Source organism: uncultured Eubacterium sp., assembly GCF_934295145.1.
Lineage (GTDB): Bacteria > Bacillota > Clostridia > Lachnospirales > Lachnospiraceae > Eubacterium_I.
Genome location: NZ_CAKRAS010000032.1, coordinates 15,855 through 36,091 on the forward strand (window position 1 = coordinate 15,855; position 20,237 = coordinate 36,091).

The window sequence follows — 20,237 nt, forward strand, 5'->3', positions numbered from 1 at the left end:
GTTTAGAATAGTAACAACATGAGGAAAATGAAAATGATACAGATTTAGGAGGTTTTGTCATGGCTAAGGAAATACAGACAATTGGTGTATTAACAAGCGGTGGTGATGCACCGGGTATGAATGCAGCTATCCGTGCGGTAGTGCGTCAGGCAATCTCAAAGGGAAAAAAAGTAAAGGGTATTAGAAGAGGTTACACAGGATTAATCGCTGAGGATATCGTGGATATGGAAGCAAAAGACGTATCTGATATCATTCAGCGCGGTGGTACGATTCTTCAGACAGCTAGATGTCCGGAGTTCCGTACTGAAGAAGGACAGAAACTCGGCGCAGACATGTGCAGAAAGCATGGAATCGACGGAATCATCGTGATCGGTGGTGACGGCTCTTTCCGTGGAGCACAGAAACTGGCAGCACAGGGAATCAATACAATTGGTATCCCGGGAACCATCGATCTGGATATTTCCTGTACAGATTACACTATTGGTTTTGATACAGCCGTTAATACTGCAATGGAAGCCATTGACAAGATCCGTGATACAGCATCTTCCCATGAGCGATGCAGTATTATCGAGGTAATGGGACGTGATGCAGGATATATTGCATTATGGTGTGGACTTGCAAACGGTGCTGAGCAGGTACTGATTCCGGAGAAATATGATTTTGATGAGCAGAAGATCGTCAATAACATCATTGCAAACCGCAAACGTGGCAAGAGACATTATATCATCATCAATGCAGAGGGAATCGGACATTCTACTTCTCTGGCAAGACGTATTGAGGCTGCAACCGGAATGGAGACAAGAGCAACCATTCTCGGTCACATGCAGCGTGGTGGAAGCCCGACATGCAAAGACCGTGTGTATGCATCTACCATGGGAGCTTATGCAGTGGATCTTCTTTGTGAAGGAAAGAGCAACCGCGTCGTTGCTTACAAAGACGGTAAGTTTGTAGACTTTGATGTGGATGAGGCGCTGGCTATGGAGAAACATATTTCCGATTATCAGTTTAATGTAGGAAAGAACCTTTCTATCTAAGTTTAAGTTCACTCATCATATATATAAAAAATAGTTACAGTTCACACGCGCCATTCGCAAAACGCCCTTTCGGGCTTCTCCGTAGCGTTGCTACTGTTTTTGCTCATAAAAAGGCGCTCCCTTCATCACTATGGATCAAGGTAATTCCTCATGCAAGCATGATCATTACCTGAATCCATGTGATGAGTGAACTGTAACAAAAAATAAGAAAAAGCAGTTTGCATCTGTATGATGTAAATTGCTTTTTTTGCGCATAGCAAGTATAATGGTAAAAGTGGAGAAAATGGGGAATATCAAAAAGATGCAGACAGACAAATTTGCTTGGATGGATACAGATATTTGATATGGAAAGTTTGCGGAGCAAACACAAGAGGAAGCAGGGAACAAAGTGAGCAAATTCCGAATGTCCGTCCCATTTTTGTGTAAAAATATCTTAGAAGGAAAAATAAATGATAACAAGTACATCAAATGCACAGGTGAAAGCCTTAAGTAAACTGATAAAAAATGCCCGGACACGGCGTCAGCAGCAGTTGTATGTGGTGGAGGGAATCCGGATGTTTCGTGAGACACCAAAGGAGCGGATCGAGAAAGTGTTTGTTTCCGAATCCTTTGCAAAAGATCCGGCGCATGAAGGTCTGTTTGAGGGAACCGACTGGGAGATGCTGTCTGATTCTGTATTTGCAGCAGTATCAGATACAAAAACTCCCCAGGGCGTACTTTGCCTGGTAAAAATGAAGGAAAACCGTCTGGAAGATCTGCTGGAGAAAAAAGAAGGGATCTGGCTGGTATTGGAAAATGTGCAGGATCCGGGAAACCTTGGAACGATGTTTCGAACCGGTGAAGGTGCCGGAATTTCCGGTGTGATCATGGACAAGTGCACAGTGGATATTTACAATCCAAAGACGATCCGGTCTACCATGGGAAGTATCTTCCGGATGCCTTTTTACATTACAGAGGATCTGCATGAGACGATCCGGCAGCTGCAGGAAAAACAGGTGAGAGTCTATGCGGCACATCTTGAGGGCAGCGTCTGCTATGATGAGCCGGATTATACACATGGAACAGCATTTCTGATCGGAAACGAGGGAAACGGGCTGACGGCTGAGACAACGAAGCTTGCAGATGCTTACATCAGAATCCCTATGGGGGGGCAGCTGGAGTCCCTGAATGCGGCGATGGCAGCTGGTATTTTAATGTATGAGGCCAACAGGCAGAGAAGAGGTTAATATGTTTCGTTTATGGGCAAAAGAATTTAAAAATAACCGTATGCTGCGCGATACGACAATCTGCGATGATAGTCAGGAAACCCGCACACATAAAGTGTTTCAGGCATTAGAGGAAGTATGTTATGAGTTTGATCTTGGAAAACCGATCTGGCTGGAGAAAAACATCGAAGAATTTAAACGTCATGCAAAGGCGCGGTTTTATCAGGACAGTTTTATTGAGCAGATCGAGTTTGATTTTCTGGAGATTCAGGTGATCGAGGAGGACTAGGATGACAGACGGAGCGACACGCAGAACAGAACTGATGAAAATTTTAAAACAGGAAAGCCGTCCGTTGTCTGGAGCGGAGCTTTCCAGACAGTTTGGTGTGAGCCGTCAGGTGATCGTGCAGGACATTGCACTGCTGCGGGCTACCAATCGGAATATTTTGAGTACAAACAAAGGTTATGTGCTGTTTGACCCGGATCGTGGACAGAAATTGTGCCACAGATCTTTTGCAGTGCAGCATACCGATGAGCAGATCAGAGAGGAACTTTATGTGATCGTGGACCGTGGCGGCCGCGTCTGTGACGTGGTAGTGGAGCATGAGATTTACGGCCAGCTGAGCGCGGATCTGATCTTGAAAAACCGCATGGATGTGGATGAGTTTATCCGAAAAATGGGAGAAACATCGAACCAGCCGTTGAAAATCTTGACAGGAGACAGCCATTTTCATACGGTGGAGGCGGAATCCGAGGAGATTTTGGATGAGATCGAGGCAGAACTGCACAAAAAAGGATTTCTGAGAGAATGATCAACAATCCTTAAAAATATATAAAGAAGTGCATAATGTGACAAAAAATATACAATTATATGATATAATGAGCGAAAGAGAGCCATAGGGAGCTTGCTCACTATTGGCGAACGGCGAAATTATTGAGTGATGAAATCACGATATTAATGAACGCAAACGAGTCAACATGCTTGCATAATTGACGAGAAGTGGTTTAGGAGGTTTTTTGTTACATATGGCAGAAGATGCAGAAAGAGTGGAAAACGTCTATGACTGGCAAAGTCTGATGTTTTTATACAATGCAGCGATCAAGGAAGTCCGGACGAAACTGGATATCATGAATGACGAATTTCAGTTTATTCACCAGTATAATCCGATTGAATATATCAAATCCAGGATTAAGACGCCGAACAGCATCGCAAAGAAATTAAGCCGTCACGGGCTGGAAAATACCATGGAGAATATGGTGGAACATATCAACGATATTGCAGGGGTGCGGATTGTATGTTCTTTTACGTCGGATATTTATCGCCTGGCGGACATGATCGGAAAACAGAAAGAGTTTACGATTCTTTATATCAAGGATTACATGAAGCATCCGAAAGAGAGCGGATACCGCAGTTATCACATGCTGATCACGGTACCGATCCAGACAACGAACGGTATCAAAAATACAAAAGTAGAAATTCAGATCCGGACGATTGCCATGGATTTCTGGGCAAGTCTGGAGCACAAGATTTACTACAAATTTGAAGGAAATGCGCCGCAGTATATCAGTCAGGAATTGCGAGACTGTGCTGCAATCACATCCCAACTGGATGCAAAAATGCTTTCTCTGAATGAAGCAATCATTGCAGAAAAAGAACGCCAGCAGAGGGAAGAAGAACAATAAAATTAACATACACGCAGGAGGAAAACAATGAGTTCAATCAAGGATATCAACCTTGCTCCGTCCGGAGCACATAAAATAGACTGGGTACGCAAAAACTGCCCGCTGCTTCGCAGCCTGGAAGATGATTTTTCCAAAGAAAAACCATTTGAGGGCATCCGCATCGCACTTTCCATTCATCTGGAAGCAAAAACAGCATACCTTTGCAAGGTACTGGCTGCCGGTGGTGCAAAGATGTACATCACAGGAAGCAACCCGCTCTCCACACAGGATGACGTGGCAGCAGCGCTGGTGGCTGAGGGATTAAATGTATTTGCATGGTACAACTGCACTCCGGAAGAGTACGACCAGCATATCACAAGCGTTTTGGAGAACAACTGCAACATCATTATTGATGACGGCGGTGATCTGGTTCATATGCTTCATACAAAGATGCAGGATAAGCTGCAGTATGTCATCGGTGGATGCGAGGAAACTACAACCGGTATCATCCGTCTGATCGCAATGGCAAAAAATAATGAGCTGAAATTCCCGATGGTTCTGGTAAACAACGCAGACTGCAAGCATCTGTTTGACAATCGTTACGGAACCGGTCAGTCCGTATTTGACGGAATCAACCGTACCACAAACTTGATCGTAGCTGGAAAATATGTTGTTGTCGCAGGTTACGGCTGGTGTGGAAAAGGTGTGGCTATGCGTGCCAAAGGACTTGGCGCAAAAGTCATTGTTACTGAGGTAGATCCGATCAAAGCCATCGAGGCAGTTATGGATGGATTTGACGTAATGCCGATGAATGAAGCGGCTAAGATCGGTGATTTCTTTATTACAGTAACTGGTTGCGCAGGTGTTATCCGTGAGCAGGATTTCAAAGTGATGAAAAATGGTGCAATCCTCTGCAATGCAGGACATTTTGATGTGGAGATCGACATGAAACGTCTGCGTGAGATCGCGTTAGATACCATCGATCAGCGTAAAAACATCGTTGGATACCAGATCACAGAGGATAAATGGATCTACGTTCTGGCAGAAGGCCGTCTGGTAAACCTGGCTGCAGGTGACGGACATCCGGCAGAAATCATGGATATGAGTTTTGCCATCCAGGCACTGAGTGCAAAATATCTCGTTGAAAACGCAAAGAACCTGACAGAGAAACTGATCAATGTTCCGCGTAACGTAGATCTGGAAGTGGCAAACAGAAAACTTCATTTCCTTGGAAAAGCTATTGATACACTGACTCCGGAGCAGGAAAAATATCTGAATTCTTCTAATATTGACTTATAATAGTTACCTCAGTCAGAAGAGCAACACCTAAGAGAAGTAGGTCAGCCATCACTGGCCAGAATTACGAAGCAAGTCTCATATACGTTCGACTTAAAATAATAATAACAAGGTCTGTTACATGTCGGAAAACATGTGACAGACTTTTTTACAGAGAAAAGGCGGGGGATTTTTGCTGCTTTAGTGCGTTGGGAAGGGATAATTTTCTTGCAGTGAGTCCATATTCATGGCATACTATAAGGTGATGAAAATGAGAGATAAATTTGTATTTATGGTGGATTTGGTCGTGCGTTCGACTTGAATTTTGTTTCGACATGGAGGAATGAATATAAATATGAAGAAAAAAATCATGGTGTTTTTTCTGATGGGACTGCTTGGCATGTCCATGTTACTGGGTGGCTGTACCAGCAAGTCAGAGAAAAAAGCACAGGAATACAAAGAACTTGGTATCAAGCAGATGCAGGAGGAAAACTATAAGGACGCGGTCAACAGTTTTCAGAAAGCACTGGATCAGTCTTTGGGAAGAATCAGGGCACAGGAGCTGGATGTCTGCTATTATAAAGCGCTGGCACAGTACAAGTCCGGTGACACAAAGGCGGCAATTGAGACATATGATAACCTCATTGACTATGACGGAAAAAACTGGGAAGTATATTATCTCAGAGGCAGTGTGCTGCTGGCAGATGGACAGAATGAGGCTGCATTAAAAGATTATGCCCAGGCAGTATCTCTGAATGAGTCCGATGCGAAATTATACGGTCATATCAGCGAAAATCTGCAGAATGCAGGAGAAAAGGAGCAGGCACAGAACTATCTGGAGAAAGGCCTTCAGATCAAGCCTTCTTCCGCAGCGGATTACGAAGGACTTGGTGAACTTTATGCGCTGAAGGGTGACGTGGAAAATGCCGTGGGCATGTACAATCAGGCGGCAGAAAAAGGCGAGGACAGCGCATATCTGAGCCTTGGAAAAATGTATGCGGCAAATGATCAGATGGATGAGGCAAAAGCAGCCTTCCAGAAATATATGGATAAGTATCCGAAGGACGCAGATGCGTTAGAACAGCTCGGCGAAATCGCTGGGGAGTCCGGAGATTATGAAGATGCGGTTACTTATTATAAAAAGGCCATTGAAAATGCAGGGGATGCACAGAAGAAAGGTCTGCGGAAGAAACTGGTTGCAATGTATGAAAAGAGCGGAGATTTTGCATCTGCGCTGGAAACAGCCAAAGCATATGTGGCAGATTATCCGGATGATGCCGACATGCAGAAAGAATATGAATTTTTACAGACCCGTGTCGATACCGACGCGGATGTGATCGAAGGAAATATAGACGATACAACAACGGAAGGAAACGAACAGTAAGTGGGAACAGTATATGAAAATGAGCAGCCGGTAGAACGGGTAATTCTGGTGGGCATCAGCGAGCGGGACAGCGATGATACCGAAGCTTCTCTGGCGGAGCTGGCGGAACTTGCAGCGACAGCAGGAGCCGAAGTGGTAGGAACCGTGATCCAGAAACTGGAGCATATGCACCCGGGCACTTATGTGGGAACTGGAAAATTAGAAGAAATCCGCGATATGATCTGGGAAAAAGAAGCCACAGGCATTATCTGTGATGATGAGCTTTCCCCAATCCAGATGAGAAATATGGAGCAGGTGCTGGACAGCAAAGTCATGGATCGAACTCTGTTGATCCTGGATATTTTTGCAGCAAGAGCGAGAACCAGTGAGGGTAAAATTCAGGTAGAACTGGCACAGTTAAAATACCGTGCAAGCCGTCTGGCCGGATTTGGCCGTTCCATGTCCAGATTGGGTGGTGGAATCGGAACGAGAGGACCGGGTGAGAAAAAACTGGAGATCGACCGGCGACTTATCGGACACAGAACCGCGCAGTTGAACCGGGAATTAAAAGAAGTGGTACGGCACCGTGAACTGACCAGAACCCAGCGTATGAAGAGTCACACAAAGGTTGCAGCCATCGTAGGTTATACCAATGCGGGAAAATCAACGTTATTGAATACGCTGACGAATGCAGGGGTACTGGAGGAAGATCAGCTTTTTGCAACACTGGATCCGACCACCCGTATGCTGGAATTGTCCAATCATCAGAATCTGATGCTGACGGATACGGTTGGATTTATCCGGAAACTGCCGCATCATCTGGTAGATGCATTCAAGAGTACACTGGAAGAGGCAAAATATGCGGATTTTATCGTGCATGTGGTAGATGCATCCAATCCGCAGTGGGATGCGCAGATGCATGTGGTTTATATGACACTGCAGGATCTTGGCGTGACAGACAAAAAAATCATTACGGTATTTAACAAATGTGACCGCCTGGCTGGAGATGAAATCTTACAGGATTTCCGGGCGGACAAGACACTGCGCATTTCGGCAAAAACAGGAATGGGGCTGGATACATTAAAAGAAGTGTTTGAGGATATGCTCAGAGAGGACAAAGTGCTGCTGAAGCATACATTCCCATATGAGAAAGCCGGAGAGATCCAGAAGATCCGTAAATACGGTGAACTGTTGAAAGAAGAGTACACAGCGGATGGTATTTATGTGGAAGCATATGTGCCGCCGGAACTATAACAATGTATTGCGGCAAAGTATTCTAAATGATAAAATATATTTAGCAATTTATAGAATGAAACGTAAGAAAGGAAGGCTGTCAGGATGATACTTTTGATAAAAAACGGAACCGTGATCAATCCGGGAGACAAGACAATCACAAAGGCAGATGTTCTGGTAAAAGACGGAAAAGTGACAAAGATTGCGCCGACGATAAAAGAAAAGGCAGATGATACGATCGATGCAAAGGGATGTTATGTAATGCCTGGATTTATTGATCTGCACGTACATTTACGTGATCCGGGACTGGAGTACAAAGAGGATATTCAGACCGGCGGAGCGGCTGCACTGCATGGGGGATTTACCACTATCGTGGCAATGCCAAACACAAAACCGGTGGCAGACAAACCGGATGTGATCCATTATGTCAAACACAAAGCCGAGGCAGTGACAAAAGTGCATGTATTGCAGGCTGGCGCGGTGACAAAGGGACAGAAAGGCGAGGAACTTGCAGATATCCGTGGAATGGCAGCAGCAGGAAGCCCGGCCATCAGTGAGGATGGAAAATCTGTTATGAACGCACAGCTTTACCGGGAAGGAATGAAAATTGCAGCAGAAGAAGGAATGGCAGTGTTGGCACACTGTGAAGATATTAACATGGTACATGGTGGTGTGCTGAATGCGGATGCAAAATCAAAAGAGCTTGGTTTTGCTGGTATTACAAACTCTGTAGAAGACGTTATCGTGGCAAGGGATATCCTGCTGGCAAAAGAAACCGGTGTGCGTTTGCATCTGTGCCATTGCTCTACAAAAGACAGTGTGCGCATGGTAGAACTGGCAAAAGAAGAAGGACTTCCGGTGACTGCAGAAGTCTGCCCGCATCATTTCTGCATGACTTCTGATGATATCACAGAGGATGATGCAAATTATAAAATGAATCCGCCACTTCGTACCAAAGAAGACGTGGAGGCGTTAAAGAAAGGTCTGGCCGATGACATCATGGATGTGATCGCAACGGATCATGCACCGCATGCAGCCAGAGAAAAAGAGCAGGGCATTCAGAAAGCTCCATTTGGAATTGTTGGATTGGAGACAGCAGCAGCCCTCACCTATACAGAACTGGTAAAACCGGGCATTCTTACTCCAATGCAGATGGCAGAGAAGATGAGTTACAACCCTGCAAAAGTACTTGGTCTGGAAAAAGGTACCGTGGCAGAAGGAAGCCATGCGGATCTGACCATTTTTGATCCGGAGTGCGAGTGGGTGATCGATCCGGCAGAATTTTTATCCAAGGGTAAAAATACACCATTTGGTGGCAAGAAAGTGACTGGAAAGGTAAAAGCAACCATCGTAGACGGTGAGATTGCATATCTGGAGAAATAATGCCAAGGGCATTCTTGAAAAAATATCATAAAGAGGAGAATAAAGTACAATGATCAACAAGTTAGTAGAAAAAATTAAAAAAACAGGTGCACCGATCGTAGTCGGCTTAGATCCGATGCTTTCTTATGTACCGGAGCATATTCAGAAAAAATCTTTTGCTGAGTATGGTGAGACACTGGAAGGTGCAGCGGATGCAATCTGGCAGTATAACAAACAGATTATCGACAGCACATATGATCTGATTCCGGCTGTAAAACCGCAGATTGCCATGTATGAGCAGTTTGGTGTAGAAGGTCTGAAAGCATTCCAGAAAACCGTTGATTATTGTCATGAGAAAGATCTGGTTGTTATCGGTGATGTAAAACGTGGAGATATCGGTTCCACATCCGCAGCATATGCAGTCGGACATCTCGGAAAAGTGCAGGTGGGAAGCAAGACATACAGCACGTTCAATGAGGATTTCGCAACTGTAAATCCTTATCTTGGCACAGATGGCATCAAACCTTTTGCAGATGTATGTAAAGAGGAGAAAAAAGGTCTGTTTATTCTTGTAAAAACATCCAATCCGTCCAGTGGTGAATTCCAGGATCGTCTGATCGACGGAAAACCGTTATATGAGCATGTAGCTGAGAAAGTTGCTGCATGGGGTGAGGATGTTATGGGCGATGAGTACAGCTACATCGGAGCCGTTGTAGGTGCTACTTACCCGGAAGTTGGTAAAGTATTACGTCAGGTAATGCCAAAGAGCTTTATTCTGGTACCGGGTTACGGCGCACAGGGTGGAAAAGGCAAGGATCTGACCCATTATTTCAATAAAGATGGTCTGGGCGCAATCGTAAACTCCTCCAGAGGTATCATTGCAGCTTACAAACAGGAGAAATACGCACAGTTTGGCGCAGAGAATTTCGCAGATGCTTCCCGTCAGGCAGTCATCGACATGATCGAAGATATCGCTTCCGCATTGAAATAAGGAGAACAACATGGCAGAAAAATTTAAAGAGCAGGCAATTGTGATCAGCCAGGAGCAGATCGCTCCGGAAATCTACAGCCTGTGGATCAAGACAGATAAAATTGCGCAGTGTGCAAAGGCAGGACAGTTTATTTCCATTTACTGTGATGACGGAAGCAGATTACTTCCACGACCGATCAGTATTTGTGAAATCGACAAGGCAGATTCCGCACTGCATCTGGTATATCGTATTGCAGGTAAAGGTACAGCAGAATTTTCAGAAAAGCAGACGGGAGACCATCTGTCGGTGTTGGGACCGCTTGGAAACGGTTTCCCGTTAAAAGGGAAAAAAGCGTTTCTGATCGGTGGTGGAATCGGTATTCCGCCAATGCTGGAGCTTGCAAAGCAGTTAAATTGTGAGAAACAGATCGTCTTAGGATATCGCAACAGCGATATGTTCCTTCTGGATGCGTTTAAAAAACAGGGCGAAGTATATATCGCCACAGAAGACGGCAGCGTTGGAACAAAAGGAAACGTACTGGATGCGATTCGTGAAAATGCGCTGGATGCAGAAGTGATCTACGCATGTGGTCCGACTCCGATGCTTCGTGCGCTGAAAAACTATGCTGCCGAAAACAATATCGAGTGTTGGATCTCTATGGAGGAGAAAATGGCCTGTGGTATCGGCGCATGTCTGGCCTGCGTATGCAAATCAAAAGAAGTAGATGGACATACAAATGTACATAACAAACGTGTCTGCAAAGAGGGCCCGGTATTTTTAGCAGAGGAGGTAGAACTGTAATGAACACAAAAGTAACAATTGCAGGAGTCACATTTGACAATCCGGTTATGGTTGCCTCCGGTACTTTCGGCTCCGGTGAGGAATTTTCTGAATTTGTAGACTTGAATCGTCTGGGTGCAGTAGTCACCAAAGGTGTGGCAAACGTTCCGTGGCCGGGGAATCCGACACCGCGTATTGCAGAGGTGTATGGTGGCATGCTCAATGCTATCGGTCTGCAGAACCCGGGTATTGATGTGTTTGTCTCCAGAGATATTCCTTTTTTGAAAAAGTATGATACAAAGATTATCGTAAACGTATGTGGAAAATCCACCGAAGATTACTGTGAGGTGGTAGAGCGTCTGGCAGATCAGCCGGTAGATATGCTGGAGATCAATATTTCCTGCCCAAATGTCAAAGAGGGAGGAATCGCTTTTGGTCAGGATCCGAAAGCTGTTGAGGCAATCACCCGCGAGGTAAAAAAACATGCAAAACAGCCGGTGATCATGAAACTGAGTCCGAATGTCACAGACATTACTGTGATGGCGAAAGCAGCAGAGGCAGGCGGTGCAGATGCATTGTCCCTGATCAACACGCTGACTGGTATGAAAATTGATGTTAACAAACGTACTTTTGCTATTGCAAACAAAACAGGAGGTCTGTCTGGTCCGGCGGTACACCCGATCGCAGTCCGCATGGTATACCAGGTAGCCAATGCTGTAAAACTTCCAATCATTGGAATGGGCGGTATCCAGAATACTGAGGATGCGTTGGAGTTGATACTTGCTGGAGCAACGGCAGTCAGTGTTGGAACAGCAAACTTTGCAAATCCGATGGTTACTATGGAAATTGTGGATGGTATTGAGCAGTACATGCAGATGCATGGGATTGTGGATATCAATGAACTTATTGGTTCTGTAAAATAAAATCTTGTTTGTCGTTTAAGGAACAAGATGAAAAAACTCCAATGCAGGCACGCCGGATTTTCTATCTTCGCTGCGCCGCTTATCTCCGACCGCTCCCGCGAACTCACCAACAGCAAAAGCAGCTGTTGCTTCAAACACACTCACGCGGTCGGGCTATGCTCGCTCCGATAACGGAAATCCGTCTACCGCCTCGCCTTGGAGTTTTTTCATCTTTGTTCCATTTACACGACGGCACCGCGTGTCACGCATGCTTGCGAGTTGGTGTATTATAACTGCTATGCTGCATGCGCAGATTTTTAATTAGCTGAGTTACAGAGTTCAGAAAGATAGAGAATGAGAAGTATGAACGCAAAATAAGCATTCCCCCGCTTCAAGTGCGTAGAGCACTAAGCGGTGGGTAAGGGGGATGCTTATGTCAGTGGGAGTTAAAAGCTCTCACTGACAGGTCGCAAAGCGACTGCGTTCATGAGCAAGTAGCGAAAGCGGATTGCGAATGTCCGCTTTACACATTTTGTCGCATGCGCAGATTTTCATTTTCCTTTTAGAGATTATGCAGATTATTTCAGGTCGAAAAGGGAAATAAGATATGCTGCTAAAGCCTGTGGTTTATTTAGGTCAAAGACAGGAAGATGATTCTGGGTTGGTTCATACGGAAAATCGGAAACATAGGCAATGGTATTTTCGAGATTTCCGACCGGTGTTTCATTATAGCCCTTGCGCAGTAACTGGATTTTCGGCTGTGATCCGAATTTGTAACCTTCGATCAGAATCAGATCTGCATGTTCCACAGAGGATATCAGTTGATTCAGGGACGGTTCGCCTGAAGTATGGTTTTCCAGGCGTGCAGTCTGATCGGGACCGGCGAGGATCATTGTATCCACACCTGCTTTTCGCAGACGATAACTGTCTTTCCCAGGCTGATCAATTTCAAAACCGTGAGCATCGTGTTTGATCAGTGCAATGCGAAGTCCTTTTTCTTTCAGACAGGCTACCAGTTTTTCCAGATAAGTTGTTTTTCCGGTGCCTGATTTTGCAGAGAAGGAGACATAGGGAATGGTTTGTTCTGTTTGTGGAACAAAATCAGGTGGAAACAAGGCAGGCTGTTTTTCTGCCAGCATCTGCAAGGCATGATAGTAGGACGGCATGTCGTTCATATTATAGAAATGCTCCTGCGGAACAAGGATGTCAGAGATGATGGTGTGTTCTGGTGTCAGGAGCTGGCGCAGACGATAGTTTTCTGCCTGTATCATGCGTTCGATATTTGGAAGACATGTTTTGGCATAGGCTGCAGAAAGTGGCTGTTTGCCTCGAGTCGGATGCATAAGCACGCAGGCATATTTTGCAGGATCAGTGACAATGGATTGCGCTAACATCTGGCATAAGGAAAGAGCGGCATCTGTGTTTGTGAATGGGGCATCTACCGGTGTGAAAAACAGTAGATCTTCAGAAACAGCAGAAAGACAGCTGTATAATCCACCCAGAGGACCGATTTTTTCGACGCGGTCAGGAATAGCGGTACAGTTTAGTTTCGCTGCCTGATTAATCCAAAAATCCGTCATTTCCGGAACGGATAAATATATTTTTTCGAAATTCGGGCGAAAGCGGCGCACCTGATATTCAATCAGGGTGTATTCACCAAAAGGCAGAAAAGCCTTGTTTGTGCCCATACGTGTGCTGAGTCCTCCGCATAGAAGGACAAGTGCGTGTGTCATATGATGAATCTCCTTGATTTGTTCAAATAAATAATAATTGAAAGAAATATTCTTTTGTGCTATCCTAAGTTCACGCAGTTATGATTTCTGCATAACTGTACAAGTATCTTGAGAACCATAAGGTTTCAGAAATTCGGAAGCTCATATATCGAGTATATTCCAAATGATGAACAAAAAGCAATAGAAAAATGGGAGAGTTTGTACTTTGCAATTACTTATGGCAATTTAGAGGTAGGAGAAAATTATGCGTCTTACAACGTTATGTTACATAGAAAAAGATGGAAAATACCTGATGCTTCATCGGACGAAAAAGAAAAATGATGAGAATCATGACAAGTGGATCGGTGTTGGTGGAAAGTTTGAAGCAGGTGAAAGCCCTGATGAGTGTCTCATCCGTGAAGTAAAAGAAGAAACAGGACTGACTCTGACGAAATATCAGTTTCGTGGGATTGTAACGTTCTGTTCGGATGAATGGGAAGATGAATATATGCATTTGTTTACTGCAACAGCGTTTGAAGGAAAACTGGCAGAATGCAATGAAGGTACACTGGAATGGGTGGAGAAAGAAAAGGTGTTGTCACTTCCGACATGGGAGGGAGATCATCTGTTTTTAGAACGTCTGCTATCTGGAAATCCGGCATTCTTTTCGTTAAAAGTCGAGTATGAAGGAGAGAGACTGGCGAAGTGGAAGTTTAATAATTAAAAATTCCCTGCTTTTTTGCGAATGCAAATAGGCAGGGAATTTTTGTGACAATTAATGTTCACATTTCCAGAAAAATGCACTATACGGCGGAAGTTCGCTGCCACCACCAAAATCATGCATATTACCTGTGATTAGGTCAACTGCGGTGCCACAGCCGGCATCGAAATGAGCAGTGTAAGGTTCACTGTCAGCATTAATTGCAACCAGTACACGTTCGGAATCTGTTTTTCGCTCAAAAATACACTGACGGTTTGTCAGTACGACAGAACGGAAATCCCCGTAATTTAACGCATTGCTTGCTTTTTTTGCAGCACCAAGTTTGGAAATCCATGCGGTCAGATCATTTTCTATTGGTGCATCGAAGCAGGCGCGTAATGCCGGATCACCGTCACTTTTGTTTGCTTTTGCACCCCATTCGCTTCCGTAGTAGACGCATGGGATACCTGGCATACCAAAACAGAGGGCATAGATCAGCGGAAGATGATGCTCATTGGTCAGATTGCTGGCAATACGGCTGACATCGTGATTGTCTACAAAGCAGAGCAAATGTTTGCCGCGGTAAAGTGTCCAGTTTTCCGGACCGAACTGACGCAGGAGAGAGTGTACGATCTCAAACATATTCATGGAGTTGAAGCTGGAGAACAGTCCCTTGTAGCACTCATAGTTTGTGGCAGAATGTAACATGGAATCGTTCATCAGGCGGTTGTAATCGCCGTGAAGCATTTCACCTACCAGGAAGAAATCTGGTTTCAGATTGTCACAGAATGCCCGGAGCTCCCTGACAAAATTTTCATCCAGACAGTAGGCCACATCCAGACGCAGACCATCGATATCAAATTCCTCCACCCAGCTTCGGATACTGTCAAAAATATGCTGCTTGACATCCGGATGGCAGAGGTTCAGTTTTACCAGGTCATAATTGCCTTCCCATCCCTCATACCAGAGTCCGTCATTGTAGTTGGAATTGCCGTCAAAACTGATATGGAACCAGTCTTTGTACGGGGAATCCCAACGTTTTTCCAACACATCCTGAAATGCCCAGAAGCCGCGGCCGACATGATTGAACACACCGTCTAATACGACTTTAATGCCTTCTTTATGTAATGCCTTGCAGACAGCAGCGAAGTCGTCATTTGTGCCGAGACGCACATCAATTTTCCGAAAATTTCTGGTATTGTATCCATGCGTATCAGATTCAAATACCGGTGAAAAATAAATGGCATTCGCACCGAGATTTTTGATGTGTGGAATCCAGTCGATGACCTTCCGAATGCGAGGTGTCAGTACACCGTCATTTTCAAAAGGTGCTCCGCAGAAGCCCAATGGATAAATTTGATAAAATACACTTTCGTAAGCCCACATAATTCAAGCCCTCATTTCTTAATACTCATTTTTAATTGTAAAACCTGTATAAAAAGTCTGTATCTGCGCAGAGCCATTTTGCCGGACAGATACAGACTTTATGACAATACTTATGATAATTCTTTTGCGTCCACATCGATGAGAGAGGAAGTACAGTTCGGGCAGCGTGTTGCCTCAATGTTGATCTCAGACATACAGTATGGACATTTCTTTGTGGTCGGTTCTGCCGGAGTTTCCGCTGCTGGTTTCCGCAGTTTGTTTAAAAACTTCACGATACAGAAAACAACCAGTGCCATGATGATAAAGTTGATCACATTGGAAATGAAGGAGCCATATTTGAATACAGCGGCACCTGCTTTTTCCGCAGCGTCTAACGTTTCATAATGGGAACCGTCCAGGGTGATAAACAGATTGGAAAAATCGATCTTTCCTGTGAAAATTCCGAGAATAGGATTGATGATGTCATTTACCAGAGAATTTACGATGCCGGTAAATGCACTGCCGATGATCATACCAATGGCAAGATCCATCATGTTGCCCTTCAGGGCAAACTCTTTGAATTCCTGAATGAATTTTTTCATATCTTACATATCCTCCTTATGTAAGGCATCTTTAGCCTCCAACATCATATCAATAGTATATCATAGGTTATTGGCTTTGTGTACAAGAGAACCGCGAAAATCCGGCATTTTCTGAGCAAATTGTGGAAAATATAGCGATACAACTGGTAAGACCAGAATTAGTGATGACAAACAGCAAACGCTGTGCTACACTTGATGTTAGAAAATGATGCATAATATATGATGATTACAGTGTCAAAAGGTCTGAGTCCACCTGTGCTTGCACAAGGGTGGATGAATGACCTTGGGGCACGCCCCGATATGAGCATAAAAGTGGGATTTTCATCCCACGATATGCGAATAGCGGGAAGGATTGTGGGAGTGCAAAGCACGGAGCAATCCGTATAATCAAGATTTGGGTGTTTTGACACCCAAATCATATGATTTTAGTTATTAAAGAGTGAGATTTGACAGCAGATCAATGGCTGTCGGAAATGGGAGCATAAAACTATGACAATTGTAACTACAATGTGTAAATTATTAATTGCAATGCTGATTGGTTTCTATTTGTTTAAGAAGAATATATTGACCAAAGAAGTAAATGCAAAACTTTCCAGTATGATTGTGCAGATCACCTGTCCATGTATTATTTTAAACAGTCTTTCCACGGTGTCACACGACGATACCGGTATGGTATTGAAACTGTTTCTGGCAGGTGTGGTAATGTATGTGATCTTCCCAATCATGGCCTGGATCATTACAAAAATCATGCGTGTGCCGGCACATTTGCGTGGAACATACATGTGTATGCTTATTTTTTCAAACAATTCTTTCATGGGGTATCCGGTTGTACAGGCTCTGTATGGCGACAGCGCGATTTTTTATATCACAATTTTTAACATGCCGTTCAGTATTCTGTTTTTCTCCATGGGACTGCATTTGTTGAAAAAAGATGCGGCTATCGAGTCCGGAAACTTTGTAAAGGAGAAATTGAATCTCCGCAGTTTTATCAATAATGGAATTATTGCTTCCATTGCATCACTGGTTATTTATTTTGCCAATATTCCGATGCCGGATATTTTCTATGCCTGCGTTGGATTTGTCGGAAATATCACGACACCGTTGTCAATGATCATCATCGGTGCATCTATGGCGGCTGCATCTTTGGGCGATATTAAAAAAGAGAAGGGTATCTGGCCGATGCTTCCGATTCGTCTGGCTGTAATGCCGGTGATCGTGTGGCTGTTCATGCATCTGGTAACAAAAGATGTGACACTGATCAATATTTGCACCATTGGTGCAGGTATGCCGGTTGCTTCACTGGTTGCTATGGGAGCGGCCCCATATCCGAGACAGAGTCGGTCGGCATCTATCAGTGTGGCGATTTCGACGATCGTGTCGCTGGTGACGATACCGATTATGGCAGTATTATTGGGAGCCTGAAATCTTGTTTCTTTCACAGCCAAAAGAATTTGACTGGCGAAATAGACAGAGCAGTGGTACAATAATTCGCATAGAGGCAAAAGCTATTATGAGGAGGAGTGTGTCGTGTATCAGGCGAAAGAGACTAGATATGACAAAATGGTGTATAATCACTGTGGAAACAGTGGACTGAAGCTGCCGGAGGTTTCCCTTGGATTCTGGCACAATTTTGGGGACACGGGTGTTTATGAAAACATGCGTCAGATGGTGTTCACTGCTTTTGACAATGGAATCACACATTTTGACCTGGCAAATAATTATGGCCCGGAGTATGGTAGTGCGGAGTCGAATCTTGGAAAACTTCTGAAAGAGAATTTCAGATCATATCGTGATGAACTGATCATCAGTACAAAAGCCGGTTATGATATGTGGAAAGGACCTTATGGTGATTGGGGAAGCCGCAAATATCTTCTGGCAAGTCTGGATCAGAGTTTGCAGAGATTGGGACTTGATTACGTGGATATTTATTATCATCACCGGATGGATCCGAACACTCCGCTGGAGGAAACCATGGGTGCCCTGAATCAGGCGGTAAAAAGTGGAAAAGCATTGTATGCCGGAATTTCCAATTATGACGGTGAGACGATGAAACGTGCAGCTGCCATTATGAGAGAGCTGCATTGCCCGTTTGTTATCAATCAGAACCGTTATTCTATTTTTGACCGTACAATTGAGCAGAACGGATTAAAACAGGCAGCACAGGAAGAGGGCAAGGGAATCATTGCATTCAGTCCATTGGCACAGGGCATGCTGACCGACCGTTATCTGAACGGTATTCCTGCAGACAGCCGTGTAAATACAGATGGCCGATTTCTGAAAAAAGAGCAGTTTACGGACAGTAAGATCCATCAGATTCAGGCATTGAATGAGATTGCAAAACAGCGTGGCGAGAGTCTGGCACAGATGGCATTGAAATGGGTATTGAAGGACGATGTGGTGACCAGTGTGCTGATCGGGGCTTCTAAGCCAGAGCAGATTCTGGACAATATCAAAGTTATTGAAAGTGCAGGATTCACGGATGAAGAGATCAGAATGATTGATGAAATATCCGGAAATTAGTATGGGGAGCAGGTGGTGACATCTGCTTTCTTTGTTTGATAGGAAAGTTATAGCAGTAGGAGTAAAAAAGATGTGGATCGTAGGATGTATTATTGTAGCAGTAATCTTTCTGGGCTGGTTTGGAATTGGATATGTGGGATTTAAGACAGCCATTTGTCGCGGACATGAATTGAATATCAATGATCGTGAGGCATTGAAAGGAACCGCCTGGGATCAGTATTATGATGAGATTCGGGAAGGCATTGCCTGGATCAGCCAGCAGAAGGCAGAAGATGTTTATATTCAGTCTGAAGATGGTTTGAAGTTGCATGGACGTCTGATGGATCAGCCAGGAGCAAAAGGAACCGTGCTGATGTTTCATGGATACCGCACTCATCCGGAGGTGGATTTTTCTGCATCTTCTCATGTGTATTACGAATGTGGAAACCGTATCGTACATATTGACCAGAGAGCAGCCGGTGAGAGTGAGGGAAAATATATTGGATTTGGCATATTAGAAAGCAGGGATTGTTGTTTATGGGCGCAGTACATAGCGAAGCGTTTCGGTACAGATCAGAAAATTATTCTGGCAGGATTGTCTATGGGAGCGTCAACTGTGCTGATGGCCAGTGCGCATCATGACAACAAAATGGTTCAGATCAGTAGTTCTCCGGAGAAATCAATAGAAGTCTGCATGACACTCCCGGAAAATGTGACTGGAATTGTAGCAGACAGCGCATTTTCCTCACCATATGATATTATAAAAAAGAGGATTCAAACAACTTACCATTGCAAAGGAACACTTCTGACAGTGGCAATTGGAATCTGGAGCTGTATTTTGGCGCATTATTCATTGAAAGAATTATCGGTGCCGGAAGTAATGAAAACGAATACCATTCCGGTATTGTTCGTGCATGGAACAGCGGACAGTAATGTGCCGGTGGAAATGACGATCAAGGCAGCAAAAAACTGTCGGATAACGAAAAAACTGTTGCTGGTGGATGGTGCAGAACATGGTACCGGTTATCTGGTCGACAATGCGGCCTATACACAGGCGTTACGGGAATTTTGTTCGTAAATTTAATATGTAAAATCAAAATCAGAGAAAAATTTCCTCACTCACTAGACGTTCACTACCTTCGTTTTGCTTCGGTTTTATCGCGCTCGTTCTCAACTCCGATAAAAGCTGGTCGTTTTCCACTCGCGCAAAACTCGCAAAACTCAGTCGTTCGCTTAATCGTTCGTTGAGGATATTTTCTCTGATTTTTTATTTACGCTATGAAAATGATATTCGATTGTATTGTGGGACTGCGTGCACAACATAACATATGCTGTGTTGTAACTGTAAATGTGCACGTGTCACGCAGAGCGCAGTGAGTGACATAAATATTTTACGAGTACCACAACGTAAATAGCGCCCAAATTTATTTTTTCTTGACGAGCGATTGTTAGCCGGAAAGACAAAATAAATTTGGGCGCTTTCGTAAATAAAAAATTTTAGCCACAAAACAAGACTTAAGAATTCATATCCCGTGATTTCTGTACACAGGCTCTCTGTGCCTCGATGACAGC

At 44.3% G+C, this 20,237-nt stretch carries 19 protein-coding genes; 16 read left to right on the forward strand and 3 right to left on the reverse strand.

Features of this window, described 5'->3' with window-relative positions; translation table 11 throughout:
• Positions 1–59 precede the first annotated feature (59 nt).
• The 12 genes from pfkA (at position 60) to Q0I54_RS08095 (ending at position 11,808) form a co-directional block, all read left to right on the forward strand.
• A complete protein-coding gene (gene pfkA, locus Q0I54_RS08040; RefSeq protein WP_296117817.1) occupies positions 60–1,034 on the forward strand; it encodes a 6-phosphofructokinase in 975 nt (324 codons plus the stop codon).
• A gap of 449 nt (positions 1,035–1,483) precedes the next feature.
• Complete coding sequence (locus tag Q0I54_RS08045) at positions 1,484–2,260, forward strand: RNA methyltransferase (RefSeq protein WP_296117819.1); 777 nt, start codon at positions 1,484–1,486, stop codon at positions 2,258–2,260.
• A gap of 1 nt (position 2,261) precedes the next feature.
• Entirely contained in the window at positions 2,262–2,528 is a 267-nt protein-coding gene (locus Q0I54_RS08050) for a hypothetical protein (protein ID WP_296117821.1), read from the forward strand.
• A 1-nt stretch (position 2,529) separates the two neighbouring features.
• Positions 2,530–3,051: a transcription repressor NadR gene (locus Q0I54_RS08055; protein ID WP_296117823.1), complete on the forward strand. Its 522-nt coding sequence runs from the start codon at positions 2,530–2,532 to the stop codon at positions 3,049–3,051.
• 214 nt (positions 3,052–3,265) lie between these two features.
• On the forward strand, positions 3,266–3,922 hold the full coding sequence (locus tag Q0I54_RS08060) for a GTP pyrophosphokinase family protein (protein ID WP_296117825.1): 657 nt from the start codon (positions 3,266–3,268) through the stop codon (positions 3,920–3,922).
• 27 nt (positions 3,923–3,949) lie between these two features.
• Complete coding sequence (locus Q0I54_RS08065; protein WP_296117827.1) at positions 3,950–5,200, forward strand: adenosylhomocysteinase; 1,251 nt, start codon at positions 3,950–3,952, stop codon at positions 5,198–5,200.
• Between the two features lie 331 nt (positions 5,201–5,531).
• Positions 5,532–6,560: a tetratricopeptide repeat protein gene (locus tag Q0I54_RS08070; RefSeq protein ID WP_296117828.1), complete on the forward strand. Its 1,029-nt coding sequence runs from the start codon at positions 5,532–5,534 to the stop codon at positions 6,558–6,560.
• On the forward strand, positions 6,561–7,793 hold the full coding sequence (gene hflX / locus Q0I54_RS08075) for a GTPase HflX (RefSeq protein WP_296117830.1): 1,233 nt from the start codon (positions 6,561–6,563) through the stop codon (positions 7,791–7,793).
• 84 nt (positions 7,794–7,877) lie between these two features.
• On the forward strand, positions 7,878–9,155 hold the full coding sequence (locus Q0I54_RS08080) for a dihydroorotase (protein ID WP_296117831.1): 1,278 nt from the start codon (positions 7,878–7,880) through the stop codon (positions 9,153–9,155).
• A 49-nt stretch (positions 9,156–9,204) separates the two neighbouring features.
• Positions 9,205–10,125: an orotidine-5'-phosphate decarboxylase gene (gene pyrF / locus Q0I54_RS08085; RefSeq protein WP_296117833.1), complete on the forward strand. Its 921-nt coding sequence runs from the start codon at positions 9,205–9,207 to the stop codon at positions 10,123–10,125.
• A 10-nt stretch (positions 10,126–10,135) separates the two neighbouring features.
• Entirely contained in the window at positions 10,136–10,906 is a 771-nt protein-coding gene (locus Q0I54_RS08090) for a dihydroorotate dehydrogenase electron transfer subunit (RefSeq protein WP_296117835.1), read from the forward strand.
• On the forward strand, positions 10,906–11,808 hold the full coding sequence (locus Q0I54_RS08095) for a dihydroorotate dehydrogenase (protein WP_296117836.1): 903 nt from the start codon (positions 10,906–10,908) through the stop codon (positions 11,806–11,808). Before Q0I54_RS08090 ends, Q0I54_RS08095 begins: the two co-directional genes overlap by 1 nt.
• A gap of 557 nt (positions 11,809–12,365) precedes the next feature.
• Here the strand turns inward: Q0I54_RS08095 and mobB are convergent.
• Positions 12,366–13,520 carry a molybdopterin-guanine dinucleotide biosynthesis protein B gene (mobB, locus tag Q0I54_RS08100; RefSeq protein WP_296117838.1) on the reverse strand — a complete coding sequence of 385 codons (1,155 nt, stop codon included), beginning with the start codon at positions 13,518–13,520 and terminating at the stop codon, positions 12,366–12,368.
• A 244-nt stretch (positions 13,521–13,764) separates the two neighbouring features.
• On the opposite strand from mobB, the gene Q0I54_RS08105 reads away from it, so the two are divergent.
• Entirely contained in the window at positions 13,765–14,223 is a 459-nt protein-coding gene (locus Q0I54_RS08105; protein WP_296117840.1) for an 8-oxo-dGTP diphosphatase, read from the forward strand.
• Between the two features lie 51 nt (positions 14,224–14,274).
• Here Q0I54_RS08105 and Q0I54_RS08110 read toward each other — a convergent pair whose 3' ends face one another.
• Entirely contained in the window at positions 14,275–15,585 is a 1,311-nt protein-coding gene (locus tag Q0I54_RS08110) for an alpha-amylase family glycosyl hydrolase (protein WP_296117842.1), read from the reverse strand.
• Positions 15,586–15,695: 110 nt separating this feature from the next.
• Positions 15,696–16,166, reverse strand: a complete 471-nt coding sequence (gene mscL / locus Q0I54_RS08115; RefSeq protein WP_296117844.1) for a large conductance mechanosensitive channel protein MscL — start codon at positions 16,164–16,166, stop codon at positions 15,696–15,698.
• Between the two features lie 489 nt (positions 16,167–16,655).
• Between mscL and Q0I54_RS08120 the strand changes: the two genes are divergently transcribed.
• The 3 genes from Q0I54_RS08120 to Q0I54_RS08130 all read left to right on the forward strand — a co-directional run bounded on the left by Q0I54_RS08120 (position 16,656) and on the right by Q0I54_RS08130 (position 19,743).
• Positions 16,656–17,588, forward strand: a complete 933-nt coding sequence (locus Q0I54_RS08120; RefSeq protein WP_296117846.1) for an AEC family transporter — start codon at positions 16,656–16,658, stop codon at positions 17,586–17,588.
• A gap of 105 nt (positions 17,589–17,693) precedes the next feature.
• Entirely contained in the window at positions 17,694–18,686 is a 993-nt protein-coding gene (locus Q0I54_RS08125; RefSeq protein WP_296117848.1) for an aldo/keto reductase, read from the forward strand.
• 70 nt (positions 18,687–18,756) lie between these two features.
• Complete coding sequence (locus Q0I54_RS08130) at positions 18,757–19,743, forward strand: alpha/beta hydrolase (RefSeq protein WP_296117849.1); 987 nt, start codon at positions 18,757–18,759, stop codon at positions 19,741–19,743.
• Positions 19,744–20,237: the final 494 nt, after the last annotated feature.

Bases quoted from the DNA above. Each gene is read 5' to 3' on its own strand.
- pfkA (WP_296117817.1), top strand. From the start codon at position 60: ATGGCTAAGGAAATACAGACAATTGGTGTATTAACAAGCGGTGGTGAT.
- Q0I54_RS08045 (WP_296117819.1), top strand. From the start codon at position 1,484: ATGATAACAAGTACATCAAATGCACAGGTGAAAGCCTTAAGTAAACTG.
- Q0I54_RS08050 (WP_296117821.1), top strand. From the start codon at position 2,262: ATGTTTCGTTTATGGGCAAAAGAATTTAAAAATAACCGTATGCTGCGC.
- Q0I54_RS08055 (WP_296117823.1), top strand. From the start codon at position 2,530: ATGACAGACGGAGCGACACGCAGAACAGAACTGATGAAAATTTTAAAA.
- Q0I54_RS08060 (WP_296117825.1), top strand. From the start codon at position 3,266: ATGGCAGAAGATGCAGAAAGAGTGGAAAACGTCTATGACTGGCAAAGT.
- Q0I54_RS08065 (WP_296117827.1), top strand. From the start codon at position 3,950: ATGAGTTCAATCAAGGATATCAACCTTGCTCCGTCCGGAGCACATAAA.
- Q0I54_RS08070 (WP_296117828.1), top strand. From the start codon at position 5,532: ATGAAGAAAAAAATCATGGTGTTTTTTCTGATGGGACTGCTTGGCATG.
- Q0I54_RS08080 (WP_296117831.1), top strand. From the start codon at position 7,878: ATGATACTTTTGATAAAAAACGGAACCGTGATCAATCCGGGAGACAAG.
- pyrF (WP_296117833.1), top strand. From the start codon at position 9,205: ATGATCAACAAGTTAGTAGAAAAAATTAAAAAAACAGGTGCACCGATC.
- Q0I54_RS08090 (WP_296117835.1), top strand. From the start codon at position 10,136: ATGGCAGAAAAATTTAAAGAGCAGGCAATTGTGATCAGCCAGGAGCAG.
- Q0I54_RS08095 (WP_296117836.1), top strand. From the start codon at position 10,906: ATGAACACAAAAGTAACAATTGCAGGAGTCACATTTGACAATCCGGTT.
- mobB (WP_296117838.1), bottom strand. From the start codon at position 13,520: ATGACACACGCACTTGTCCTTCTATGCGGAGGACTCAGCACACGTATG.
- Q0I54_RS08105 (WP_296117840.1), top strand. From the start codon at position 13,765: ATGCGTCTTACAACGTTATGTTACATAGAAAAAGATGGAAAATACCTG.
- Q0I54_RS08110 (WP_296117842.1), bottom strand. From the start codon at position 15,585: ATGTGGGCTTACGAAAGTGTATTTTATCAAATTTATCCATTGGGCTTC.
- mscL (WP_296117844.1), bottom strand. From the start codon at position 16,166: ATGAAAAAATTCATTCAGGAATTCAAAGAGTTTGCCCTGAAGGGCAAC.
- Q0I54_RS08120 (WP_296117846.1), top strand. From the start codon at position 16,656: ATGACAATTGTAACTACAATGTGTAAATTATTAATTGCAATGCTGATT.
- Q0I54_RS08130 (WP_296117849.1), top strand. From the start codon at position 18,757: ATGTGGATCGTAGGATGTATTATTGTAGCAGTAATCTTTCTGGGCTGG.